The 11,788-nt window shown below is 69.7% G+C and carries 11 protein-coding genes; 5 read left to right on the forward strand and 6 right to left on the reverse strand.

The genetic code is table 11. From position 1 onward, the window contains the following. Genes ABZV40_RS23675 through ABZV40_RS23685 form a run of 3 tightly spaced genes read right to left on the reverse strand, consistent with a single transcriptional unit; the run spans position 1 to position 1,551 of the window. Positions 1 to 885, reverse strand: a complete 885-nt coding sequence (locus tag ABZV40_RS23675; RefSeq protein ID WP_355445290.1) for a sporulation-delaying protein SdpB family protein — start codon at positions 883 to 885, stop codon at positions 1 to 3. Continuing rightward, a complete protein-coding gene (locus tag ABZV40_RS23680) occupies positions 882 to 1,379 on the reverse strand; it encodes a hypothetical protein (RefSeq protein WP_355445293.1) in 498 nt (165 codons plus the stop codon). The genes ABZV40_RS23675 and ABZV40_RS23680 overlap by 4 nt, the downstream gene beginning before the upstream one ends. A gap of 10 nt (positions 1,380 to 1,389) precedes the next feature. Next, on the reverse strand, positions 1,390 to 1,551 hold the full coding sequence (locus ABZV40_RS23685) for a hypothetical protein (protein WP_355445296.1): 162 nt from the start codon (positions 1,549 to 1,551) through the stop codon (positions 1,390 to 1,392). Positions 1,552 to 1,678: 127 nt separating this feature from the next. On the opposite strand from ABZV40_RS23685, the gene ABZV40_RS23690 reads away from it, so the two are divergent. Continuing rightward, on the forward strand, positions 1,679 to 4,735 hold the full coding sequence (locus ABZV40_RS23690; protein ID WP_355445299.1) for a BTAD domain-containing putative transcriptional regulator: 3,057 nt from the start codon (positions 1,679 to 1,681) through the stop codon (positions 4,733 to 4,735). A gap of 135 nt (positions 4,736 to 4,870) precedes the next feature. On the opposite strand, the gene ABZV40_RS23695 is transcribed toward ABZV40_RS23690, so the two are convergent. The 3 genes from ABZV40_RS23695 to ABZV40_RS23705 are packed head-to-tail and all read right to left on the reverse strand — an operon-like array spanning position 4,871 to position 6,965. Beyond that, entirely contained in the window at positions 4,871 to 5,710 is an 840-nt protein-coding gene (locus ABZV40_RS23695; protein WP_355445301.1) for a haloalkane dehalogenase, read from the reverse strand. A gap of 13 nt (positions 5,711 to 5,723) precedes the next feature. Beyond that, positions 5,724 to 6,143 carry a MarR family transcriptional regulator gene (locus tag ABZV40_RS23700; protein WP_355445304.1) on the reverse strand — a complete coding sequence of 140 codons (420 nt, stop codon included), beginning with the start codon at positions 6,141 to 6,143 and terminating at the stop codon, positions 5,724 to 5,726. Between the two features lie 33 nt (positions 6,144 to 6,176). Next, positions 6,177 to 6,965 carry an IclR family transcriptional regulator gene (locus ABZV40_RS23705; protein ID WP_355445307.1) on the reverse strand — a complete coding sequence of 263 codons (789 nt, stop codon included), beginning with the start codon at positions 6,963 to 6,965 and terminating at the stop codon, positions 6,177 to 6,179. Between the two features lie 113 nt (positions 6,966 to 7,078). Here ABZV40_RS23705 and ABZV40_RS23710 point away from each other — a divergent pair, with 113 nt between their 5' ends. The 4 genes from ABZV40_RS23710 (at position 7,079) to hutU (ending at position 11,733) form a co-directional block, all read left to right on the forward strand. After that, positions 7,079 to 7,606: a SigE family RNA polymerase sigma factor gene (locus tag ABZV40_RS23710; RefSeq protein WP_045312154.1), complete on the forward strand. Its 528-nt coding sequence runs from the start codon at positions 7,079 to 7,081 to the stop codon at positions 7,604 to 7,606. Next, positions 7,603 to 8,514, forward strand: coding sequence for a hypothetical protein (locus tag ABZV40_RS23715; protein ID WP_355445310.1), 912 nt, complete (start codon positions 7,603 to 7,605; stop codon positions 8,512 to 8,514). The genes ABZV40_RS23710 and ABZV40_RS23715 overlap by 4 nt, the downstream gene beginning before the upstream one ends. A gap of 73 nt (positions 8,515 to 8,587) precedes the next feature. Beyond that, positions 8,588 to 10,093 carry a histidine ammonia-lyase gene (gene hutH / locus ABZV40_RS23720; RefSeq protein ID WP_355445313.1) on the forward strand — a complete coding sequence of 502 codons (1,506 nt, stop codon included), beginning with the start codon at positions 8,588 to 8,590 and terminating at the stop codon, positions 10,091 to 10,093. After that, a complete protein-coding gene (gene hutU, locus ABZV40_RS23725) occupies positions 10,093 to 11,733 on the forward strand; it encodes a urocanate hydratase (protein WP_355445316.1) in 1,641 nt (546 codons plus the stop codon). Before hutH ends, hutU begins: the two co-directional genes overlap by 1 nt. Positions 11,734 to 11,788: the final 55 nt, after the last annotated feature.

An 11,788-nucleotide genomic window follows, 5' to 3' on the forward strand; every position in this document is an offset into this window, starting at 1 on the left:
TCAGGTGCCCGGCGGGCGCGATCGGATCGGAACCAAGCCGATGACCAGCAGACCGATCATGATCAGCCCGAAGCTCAGCAGGTTCATCAGCACGCCGATCGCCAGGTGCAGGCACACGCCCAGCACCAGCGCGATCCGTGCGCGTCCTCTGCCTGGAGCGACGATTCCCGCCACGACGAGCATCTGCACGCCGATCACGGACCACGTGGCTGCCGCGAGGAGCGGCGGGGCGTCGAACAGGGGCTGGAGCAGCTGCCGGACCGCGTGGGGGAATCCGAACAGAGGATCCGCGGCCACGTTGCGCAACGCGGTTCCGTTGCGCCAGAACGGGTCCATGAGTTTGGACACGACCGCGGTCAGGTAGATGACGACCAGCTGGCCGCGTGTGGCCAGCAGCGCTGCTGCCGCACTGCCCCGCCACGCGGGCGGCAGTGGTGAGGTGGGCGAAGTCCACTGCCACAGGCGGCTGTCGCCGAGACAGATCGGGATGAGCAGCACGGTGGCGATCTGGGCCACCGATTCACCGCCGTTCGCCGTGGTGGAGCTCACGCCGAGGCTGAACGCGACGTACCAGTGCGGGATGCACGTCCACCGCGGACTGAACCCGGACAGCACGAGCAGCAGGACCGCAATGCTGATCACGCGGCTGAGCAGCAACCCGTGATCGGAGGATCCGGCCAGGCACCAGAGTGCCGCCGCGCGCACACCGCTGCAGCGCATACCGTCAGGCGGCCACACGAGGTCGTCGAAGAGCGCCGTGTCCGGACTGAACAGGAGCACGACCAGCCCGCCCGCGGCGATCAAGCTCCGGCCGACCGCCAGCGCCCGCCCACGCGGGTCGGTGTGTTCGGCGACGAGCGCCACTCTGCTCGCCAGGGTGTTCACTTCGGACAGACCAGGTCGACGAACGCGATCAGGTCGGCGCGTTCCGGATGGCTGGGCCGCTCCACCGCGATAGCGACGCGTCCGCAGAGCTGTGTGCGTCGTGCGTGGTTCGTCACCTGGAAGGCCCGGCTGTTGTCGAGTGGTTCGGTGCATCGCGTCCCGACAACGCCGGCGCACACCTGCCAGTACTCGTCGGGGACCTGACGTGCCAGCAAACGCATTTCCTGCGCCCGAGCATGGCTCGTCCTGCTGAAACCCGCATACCAGCTGTCATCGAACGCGGTCAGGTCGCCGGTGCCGTCCGCTACCCGGTACCCGGTCACCACATCCCGGTCGAGCTCGGTGAAGAACACCCACTTCTGCGGCCAGAAGGCCAGGTGGGCGTCGAGCCGCGCCCGCAACCCGCCTGGCCCGTAGTGAGCGATGAACGCGAGGAGGAACGTCACGCCCAGAGCTGTCGCGGTCGTGACGAACGTCCTCGCGCCCGGTGCCATGCCTTCGCGTTCAGGACCCGATCGGAGGCGCGATCGCGGCTTCCGGGGCGCCTGTGCTCACCACGCTGTTTTGTGTGGTCGTCGGCTGGGGCTCTGCCGCGCCGGCCGTCGCCATCGCGACGAACAACGCGATCCCCGAAATGATCATGCCGACGCCGATCGACTTCTTCATGGTTCCCCCCAGGTGATCCATGTGCCTTGAGCTCGAGTGGCGACACAGTCTGCACCACATGACTACTCTTACGCTACAGGTGTACTACTGATTGTGACATCAGTCGCTTTCTGGGGGGTTGTGACCGATGGAGTTCCGCATCTTGGGTGCGCTGGAGGCCTGGGTCGCGGGTGAACCGGTCCACATCGGCGGTCCCAGGCAGCAGAAGCTGCTCGCGCTGTTGGTGCTCAACGCCAACCAGGACGTTCCCCTCGAGCGGCTGATCGACGAGGTGTGGGGCGAGTCTCCACCGTCGTCCGTGCGGCAACAGGTGCACAACGCGGTGACGAGCCTGCGGCGTGTCGTGGCCGCGCCGGGCGTGGATCAGCCGATCGTCCGCACCGCGGCGGGGTACCGGCTCGACGTGCACCCCGAATCGATCGATCTTCGGCACTTCCTTCGCGCGGTCGAGAACGCCGAGCAAGCCGAGTCCCAGGGGCAGCTCCGCGAGGCGGTCGACTTCCTTCGCGTCGCGCAGGGCATCTGGCGCGGACCGGCGTTGTCGGGGCTGGGTGGGCAGGCGATCGAGGCTGCGGCCGCGAACCTCGAGGAGAAGCGGCTCAGCGCGTACGAGAGCGAAGTGCGGCTGCGTCTGCAGTTGGGGGAGACCGGTTCGCTGGTCGGGGAGCTCCGGCAGCTCGTCGCCGAGCACCCGCTGCGGGAGTCGCTGCGCATTGGCCTGATGCAGGCTCTGCACCGCAGCGGCAGACAGGCTGACGCGCTGAGCGTGTACGACGAGGGCAGGAGAATCCTCGCCGACGAACTGGGGTTGGATCCCGGTCCCCGGTTGCGGGAGGCGCACGCGGCCGTCCTGGCCGGCGAGGACCAGGGGCAGCCGCCCGATCGGCCGGCCGAGGGAAGAACTCCAGTCCTGCCAGCGAACAGGTCGTACCTGCCGCACGACACGCGGGACTTCTCCGGCCGGTCCGCCGAGCTCGGCGAGCTGCTCGCGGAGACGCGCAACGCACCGGCCACCACACTGGTGATCTCGGCCATCGACGGGATGGGCGGTGTCGGCAAGACCACCCTCGCCGTGCGGCTCGCGCACCTGGTCGCGGGTGACTACCCGGATGGCCAGTACTTCGTCAACCTGCACGGGTTCACCGCCGGCGTGGACCCGGTGACACCGGACCAGGCGCTGGACACGCTGCTGGGGGACAGCGGTGTGCCGCCGGAGCTCATTCCGTCCGGTGTGGATCGTCGCAGTGCGCTGTGGCGCTCGCAGCTGGCCGGCCAGCGAGCGGTGCTGGTGCTCGACAACGCGGTCGACGCCGCCCACATCAGACCGCTGCTGCCCGGCGCGCCCGGCGTTCTCGTCGTGGTCACGAGCCGCCGCAAGCTGACGGCGCTCGACGGCGCGGTACCGATGTCGCTGGACGTGTTGCCCCAGGAAGACGCCGAGGCGCTCTTCGTGAAGATCGCAGGAGCGCACCGCACGGAGGCGGAACCTGCCGCGGTGGCCACCGCGGTCGCGCTCTGCGGGCACCTGCCGCTCGCCATCCGCATCGCCGCCGCCCGGTTGCGCGACCGGAGCAGCTGGTCCGTCTCCGACCTGGTCGACCGGATCCGCAACCACGCGCAGCGAGTGCAGTTCCTGCAGATCGACGACCGCAACGTGATGGCTGTCCTGCGGTTGTCCTACCGGTACATGACCCCGCAGCAGCAGCGTCTGTTCCGGTTGCTGAGCCTGCACCCCGGCCAGGACATCGACGCGTACGCCGCCGCCGCGCTCTGCGAGATCTCCGTGGAGGAGGCGGAGGCCTGCCTCGAGGCGTTGTTCGACGACAACCTGCTCAAGCAGCACTCGGCGGGCCGCTTCCACTTCCACGACCTGATCAGGGACTGCGCGCGGCAGCTCCTGCAGGAGAACGAGACGGACGACGAGCAGAAGGCCGCGACGACGCGACTGCTCGACTACTACCTGTACGCGTCGTACACGTGGAGCCGGGAGCTCGGCACCGGTGTGTACGAGGTCGTGCCGGACGCGCAGCTCCGCCCGGATCAGGTCAGGAAGGCCGGCTCGCGACAGCAGGCCGTCGAGATTCTCAACGAGCAGAAGGACAACCTGGTGGCCGCGGCACTCGTGGCCGCAGCACAGGGACTTGACCGGCACACCTGGCAGTTCGCGGGAGTCCTGCAGCCGTTGATGAGGCTGCACAACTACCGGGGGCGTGCGCTTCAGCTGTTCGAGAACGGCGTGCGCGCGGCAGAGTCCTGTCAGGACCCCGGCGCGGAGTCCGCGTGTCTGCACTGGCTCGGGATGGTGCTCGCCGAGCGTGGTTCCAGTGCCGCAGCGATGGATCACTTCGAGAGGGCGTTGAAGCTCAGCCGGCAGGTGGGCGACAGGCAGGCCGAGATCGCCCAGCTGATCAGCATCGGCGGGATTCACGTGGTCGAGGAGCGACTGGAGGACGCGCGGTCGGTCTACCTCGCTGCCGATGCGCTGACAACGTCGTCGTCACCCGTTGCCGTGCGCGCTTCGATCGCGAGCAACCTCGGAGTGATCCTCCGCGATCTCGGCAGGCTGGACGACGCGCTCGAGCAGTTCGGGCGGGCGCGGGAGCTGGCAACGCAGCACACCTCGGCCGCGCCTCGGCTGTTGGCCTCTTACGGCATCGGGATCACCCTGCACCGGCAGGGCCGTCACCGCGAGGCGATGAGCGAGTTCGACCACATCCTCCAGGGGAGTGTCGCGGAGCAGTTCCCGCCAGGAGAGGCGCTCGCACTGCACGGTCTGAGCTCGGCCCGCCGCGGGCTCGGTGACCTCGCCGGGGCGCTGGCCTGCGGCAGGGATGCCCTGGCGCGCGCGAGGAAGCTCGAACTGCGGGAACTCGAATGCACGGCCCTGAACAACATCAGCGAGACCTTGATCGCGCAGAATGATCTCGTCAACGCCGAGAAGGCCTGCGAGCAAGCGCTCGTCCGTGCCGAGGAGTACGGCTTCTTCCGGTGCAAAGCACGCGCGTTCGAGGGGTTCGCCCACATCGCGTTCGCACGCGGCGACCTCGTCAACGCCGAGCGCCGGTGGCGACAGGCTCTGACCACCTACCCGTCGGACCTGGCCGAGGCCCGGTTCGCGGAAGCGCATCTGCTGTCGCTCGACGACAGGTCGACGACCTGCTTCCGCTGTGTGAAGCCGGACTGAGACTGCGTCATGCGGTCGAGGTTCGCTCGGCGCACAGCGGGCGGCTTCGCCCGCATGCTCCGTGGAAGATCGTCGGCGTACCTCTCGCGCACGACCTCGTGGTAGGCGGATGCGTGTGCCGGAATCGAACTACCCCTATGCACGCTGTGCAACTAGGCCGTGGTGCTCCGTCCAAGCGGCGATCTCGGCGGCGATCTCCTTGGGCCGGTCCTCCTGCGCGTGGTGCCCGGCCTCCCCGACGGCGACCACGTCCAGCGCGGCGATGTTCTGCTCGCACCAGACCTGCAGCGCAGGTCCGATCAGCAACGTCGGCGAGCCCTCGAAGGTCAGCAGCAACTTCGGCACCTGAGATTCGCGCAGCCACGCGTCGTAGGCCTCGATCCGCGGAATCAGCTCGGCCGGCGAGCCGTCGAACGGCATCTGCTTCGCCCACGCCAGCACCGGGCGTCGGCTCACCGCGTCGGGGAACGGCGCCAGGTAGGTCGCCAGGTCGTCGTCCGAGACGGGCGACAAAACGCCGCCGGTGTACGCCTGGCGGATGAACGCGTCGTCGTCCAGCGCCGAAGCGGCGCGGAACCTGCGCAGTCGTTCCTGCGCGGGCAGCGGCAGTTCGGAGCCCGTCATCGGCTTCACGACCGTCTCGAAGAACACCACACCGAGAACGCGGTCGGGGTGGCGGGCGGCCCAGTCGAACGCCAGCGCGCCGCCCCAGTCGTGGCCCACGAGCACCACGCGGTCGAGGCCCACCGCGTCGAACCAGGCGTCGAGGTAGCGGGCGTGGTCGGCGAACGAGTAGGCGATGTCCGGCTTGCCCGAGCGGCCCATGCCGATCAGGTCCGGCGCCAGACCGCCCAGCTCGGGCAGCACGTGCCGCCACGCGTGCGACGAGCTGGGGTTGCCGTGCAGGAACACGATCGGCGTGGTGCCGGACTGCTCGTAGTGCATGGTCGAGTCGAGGACGGGAACAACGGGCATGACAAGGACTCCGTCAGTCGAGGGGAACGGCGAGCAGCGTGATCAGCTCGCGGGAGAAATCAGCGGGGTCGCCCAAGGGCTCCAGCAACCGGTCCAGCAACGCGCTGACGAGCGTCACGGCGGGCTCAACCACGGAACGGCCTTGAGGTGTCAGTGCCAGCCGCACGGTCCGTGTGTCGACCTTGTCGCGTGTGCGCTCGATCAGTCCCGAGGATTCGAGCGCGCGCGCCAGCTTCGAGACGTACAGCGGTTCGAGTCCCGTGTGGTCGGCCAGTTCGCGTTGTGACGGACGGTCGAGGCCGAGCAATGACGACAGCACGACGTACTGCGCGTGCGTCAGTCCGAGGGGGTCCAACGCGCGGTCAACGGCCGTGCGCCACTTCATCGCCAGACGCCACACGAGGTGCCCAGGCGTCGCTTCTGCACTGCTCATGACAGATACAGTACATGGCTACTATGTACATGGCTACTGATTTGGTGCCGCGTGACCGCCGATCCGGGCCGTCAGCTCCTCGGCCGCCTTGCGCACCTCCTTGGCCAGATCGGGCCACGTCTGGCCGCACGGCGTGTCGCAGACGTGCCGGAACGTCAGCGTGATGGCCGCGATCGGGCGCTCGCCGTGGTCGAACACCGGTGCCGCGACGGACGCGAAGCCCGCGGTCACGAAACCGTCCTCGACCGCCCAGCCCTGACGTCGCTCCGCGGTCAGCAACCGGCGCAGCGCCGGCAGGTTGTGCGGTCCGCGCCCGGTCCGGTCGACGAACGACGCCACGGACGGGAACAACGCCCTGACCTGCGCCGGAGGCACGTGGGCGAGCATCGCGCGGCCCGAAGCCGTGAGGTGGGCGGGCAGGCGCACGCCGACGTCGGACACGATCGTCTGCGGCTGCCGTGGCTGCTCACGCACCAGATAGAGAGCCTCGGCGCCGTGCAGGACGCCCAGATGTGCGACCTTCTCCATCCGGTCGGCGAGCTTGCGCAGCAACGGGCGGGCCAGCCGTTCCAGCGGATCGTGCCGCAGGTAGGCGGAGCCGAGCTCGAAGGACGCGACGCCCAGGCCGTACCGCTTCTCCTCGGGGAAGTGCGTCGCGAAGCCTGCCTCGGTCAGTTCCGACAGCAGGTGATAGGTCGTTGACCTGGGCAGGTTCAGCTCGCGCGCCACCGACGCCGCGGAGACCGGGCCGGGTCTGCCCGCCAGCAACCGCAGCACCGCGAGTCCGCGTCGCAGTGCGGGAACGTCACTGCTGCTGCCCACGACCGTGATTTTCCCATGTGATGCAGCCCACGCCGTTCGTCCATCAGTGCACACTCAACAGAACAGGCCACAGGTGCGTTGGAGTGGCGTGACGGTTTTGAAGGGGGTCGGGATTGACACCGAGTTTCGATGACTTCGTGGCGGAACAGGTGACCCCGTTGCTGCGCTACGCCACCGTGCTCACGTGTGACCCGCACCTGGCCCAGGACGTGGTCCAGGAAGTTCTGCTGCGCGCGCAGCAGAAGTGGGATCGCATCGGTTCAGTCGACCTCCCTCACGCCTACGTCAAGCGCATGGTGACCAACGAGTACCTCTCGTGGCGCCGCCGCAGGGCCGCCAAGGACGTGGCCCTCTGCATGACGACCCTGGAGTCCGTCACACCGCCCGTCGGTGACACCACGCACCACTACGACGAGCGGGAAGCCATGTTGCAGCGGATCGCCAAGCTGCCCCGCAAACAGCGGGCCGCGATCGTGCTCCGCTACTACGAGAACTACGAGGACTCGGAGATCGCACAGATGCTCGGTTGTGCCGAGGGAACCGTGCGCAGCCACATCTCACGTGCGCTGGCCACACTCCGCCTGGACCACACGCCGGAGCCCGCTGGTGTCGGGTTGCGGCTCGGGGAGGGCCTGTCGTGAACGACACCGAACAGCTCGTCAAGGACGCGCTCGGCAAGCTGGCCGAACGCACCCCACATCCGGGGCCGACGCTCAACGCCCTGCGGCGCAAGCGCAAAAGGCCCCGCAACGTCTTCATGATCGCTGCCGCCGGGGCCGCCGCCGTCGCCGTGCTGATCTTCGCGGGGGTCATCGCGAGCGACCGGTACGCACCGCCGAGCGGCAACGACGCGGCCGCCGCGCTCGTGCCCGGCAACGGCAACGCGCTCAAGTACGCGCCGCACTGGTTGCCGGACGGTTTCGTCGAGGGTCACCGCAGCGTGGAGAACGGTCAGGTCGTGCGCACGTGGGTGCCCACGGGCGCTGCGGAGAACGTCGTTCGCGGCAGCGGTCCGTCGATCTCGGTCGCCAGCGGTTCCCGCCAGCTCGACACCACCGGGTGGGAGGACGTGACGGTCCGCGGCCTGAAGGGTCGTCTGCAGCTGGTGGGCCAGGTGGCCACGGTCGAGTGGAAGGCCCAGGAGACGCTGGTCGTCACCGTGGATTCCGTGGCCGACCTGCGGGAAACGGCGTTGCGCGTCGCCGACTCCGTGCGGGCCGACGCGAAGGCCGTGTACCAGCCGGTGTTCCGGGTGAACGGCAAGCAGGCGTCCGAGATGGGCGGCAACGGGCCCGCGGACTGGTTCGCGCAGATCAACCTGCAGCCCGTTCGGGTGAGGGTGTCGCCGCAGGCTCCGCAGGTCGACGGCACGCGGACACCGATCACCCTCCGCGGCGGGCAGGCCTTCGTCGTGGGTGACACGGTCGCGGTGCAGGACGGGAACGTCTGGATCGTCGCGACCGGCAGCGTCCCGGTGCCCGACCTCGTCTCGATCATCGACAAGGTCGAGCTCCTGCCGTCTCCCGACACGAGCTGGCTCGGCAGGTAGCCCGTCTGGCATCCCAGACACCCATCCGCGCTCCGGGGTCGCTGAGTCGGCCCCGGAGCGCTGTGATGTCTGCATGCGACAACCGGTGGAGCTGGGTCCGAAGCCGCTGACCCTCGAGGACGTTCATGCCGTCGCCCGTGACGGCGCCCCGGTGACGATCACCGAGGCGGCTCGTGAGGCGGTCACCACCGCCCGCGGCCACATCGAACAGCTCGCCACGGCCGAACGCCCCACCTACGGCGTCTCGACCGGGTTCGGCGCGCTCGCCGTCCGGCACATCCCGCCGGACCGCCGTGCCCAGCTGCAGCGGTCGCTGATCCGCTCGCACGCCGCCGGTTCCGGTCCCGAAGTCGAGCGGGAGGTCGTGCGGGCGCTGATGCTGCTGCGGTTGCGCACCCTCGCGACCGGCCACACCGGCGTCCGTCTGTCCACTGTGGACGCGATGGCGGGCATGCTGAACGCGGGCATCACCCCGGTGGTGCACGAGTTCGGCTCGCTGGGCTGCTCCGGCGACCTCGCGCCGCTCTCGGCGAACGCGCTGGCGTTGATGGGCGAGGGCATGGTCCGCAACGCCCGGGGCGAGCTCGTCCCCGCGGCCGAGGCGCTCGCGGAAGCCGGCATCGAACCGGTGCGGCTGGCCGAGAAGGAAGGCCTCGCGCTGATCAACGGCACGGACGGCATGCTCGGCATGCTGTCGCTCGCGATCACCGACCTCACCAGGCTGCTCGACGTCGCCGACCTCACCGCCGCGATGAGCGTGGAGGCGCTGCTCGGCACCGACCGGGTCTTCGAGCCGGAGCTGCACGCGTTGCGCCCGCACCCCGGCCAGGGCGTGTCGGCTGCGCGGATGCTCGCGTTCCTGCGCGGCTCCGAGATCGTCGCCTCGCACCGCGGCCCCGACTGCACCCGCGTGCAGGACGCGTACTCGCTGCGCTGCTCCCCGCAGGTGCACGGCGCGGCCCGCGACACCGTGGCGTACGCGGCGACGGTGGCCGACCGCGAGCTGTCGTCGGTGATCGACAACCCCGTGGTGCTGGCCGACGGCAGGGTCGAGTCGAACGGCAACTTCCACGGCGCGCCCGTCGCCTACGCGCTCGACTTCCTGGCCATCCCGCTCGCGGACGTGGCCTCCATCGCCGAGCGCCGCACCGACCGCATGCTCGACGTGTCGCGCTCGCACGGCCTGCCGCCGTTCCTCGCCGACGACCCCGGCGTCGACTCCGGCCACATGATCGCCCAGTACACCCAGGCGGCGATCGTGTCCGAGCTCAAGCGCCTGGCCGTGCCGGCGTCCGTCGACTCGATCCCGTCCTCGGCGATGCAGGAGGACCACGTGTCGATGGGCTGGTCCGCCGCCCGCAAGCTGCGCAAGGCCGTGGACGGCCTGACCACGGTCCTCGCCATCGAACTGCTGACCGCCGCGCGCGCCTTGGACCTGCGCGCGCCCCTCAAGCCCGCCCCCGCGACGGCCGCCGCCGTGGCGAAGTTGCGCGAGACGGTGCCCGGACCCGGTCCCGACCGCCATCTCGCACCCGAGATCGCCGCCGCCGAGGCCCTGATTCGAAGTGGAGCTCTGTGATGGTTGTTCGTGCTGATCGAGGTACGTCGCTGACCGCCAAGCAGTGGTCGACCGAGGCCGCGCTGCGGATGTTCCACAACAACCTCGACCCCGACGTCGCCGAGCGCCCCGAGGACCTGGTCGTCTACGGCGGCACGGGCAAGGCCGCGCGCGACTGGCCTTCGTTCCACGCGATCTCCCGCGAGCTGGCGTCGTTGGAGGCCGACGAGACGCTGCTGGTGCAGTCCGGACGTCCGGTGGGCGTCATGCGCACGCACGAGTGGGCGCCGCGCGTGCTCATCGCGAACTCCAACCTGGTGCCGGACTGGGCGAACTGGCCCGAGTTCCGCCGCCTGGAGGCCGAGGGCCTCACGATGTACGGGCAGATGACCGCCGGCTCGTGGATCTACATCGGCACGCAGGGCATCCTGCAGGGCACCTACGAGACGTTCGCCGCGGTCGCCAACAAGCGCTTCAACGGCACGCTCCGCGGAACCCTCACGGTCACCGCGGGCCTCGGCGGCATGGGTGGCGCGCAGCCGCTGGCCGTGACGATGAACGAGGGTGTCGCGCTGTGCATCGAGGTCGACCCGCACCGCGCCCAGCGCCGCCTGGAGACCCGCTACCTGGACGAGATCGCTCCGGACCTGGACTCCGCCGTCGAGCGGGTGCTGGCCGCGAAGGCCGCCGGTGAGGCCGTGTCCGTCGGTGTCGTGGGCAACGCGGCCGAGATCCTGCCCGAGCTGCTGCGTCGCGAGGTCGCGGTCGACATCGTGACGGACCAGACGTCCGCGCACGACCCGTTGGCGTACCTGCCGATCGGTGTGGCGCTGGAGGACTGGGCGTCGTATGCCGCCGCGAAGCCGGAGGAGTTCACCGAACGGGCGCGTGCTTCGATGGCCGCGCACGTCGAGGCCATGGTCGGGTTCCTGGACCGCGGCGCCGAGGTGTTCGACTACGGCAACTCGATCCGCGGTGAGGCCCAGCTCGGCGGCTACGACCGGGCGTTCGCGTTCCCCGGCTTCGTGCCCGCGTACATCCGGCCGCTGTTCTGCGAGGGCAAGGGCCCGTTCCGCTGGGCCGCGCTGTCCGGTGACCCGGCCGACATCGCTGCTACGGACCGCGCGATCCTGGAGCTCTTCCCGGAGAACGAGCAGCTCGCCCGGTGGATCAAGATGGCGGGTGAGCGCGTCGAGTTCCAGGGCCTGCCCGCCCGCATCTGCTGGCTCGGCTACGGCGAGCGGCACCTCGCCGGCCTGAAGTTCAACGAGATGGTGGCGTCCGGCGAGCTGTCCGCGCCGATCGTGATCGGCCGCGACCACCTCGACTGCGGCTCGGTGGCCTCGCCGTACCGCGAGACCGAGGCCATGGCCGACGGCTCGGACGCCATCGCCGACTGGCCGCTGCTCAACGCCCTGGTCAACACGGCCTCGGGGGCGACCTGGGTGTCGATCCACCACGGCGGCGGCGTCGGCATCGGGCGGTCGATCCACGCCGGCCAGGTGACCGTCGCGGACGGCACCGAGCTGGCCGCGCAGAAGATCGAGCGCGTGCTGACCAACGACCCCGGCATGGGCGTGATCCGGCACGTGGACGCCGGGTACGACGAGGCCAGGTCGGTGGCTTCCGCCAAGGGCGTGCGCATCCCGATGGAGGGCTGAAAATTGTCAGACCTCGCTGGGAGAATTGAAATTGGGGGACCCCCTGGGAGGGGAC

The organism is Lentzea sp. NPDC004782, from assembly GCF_040609115.1.
Taxonomy (GTDB): domain Bacteria; phylum Actinomycetota; class Actinomycetes; order Mycobacteriales; family Pseudonocardiaceae; genus Lentzea.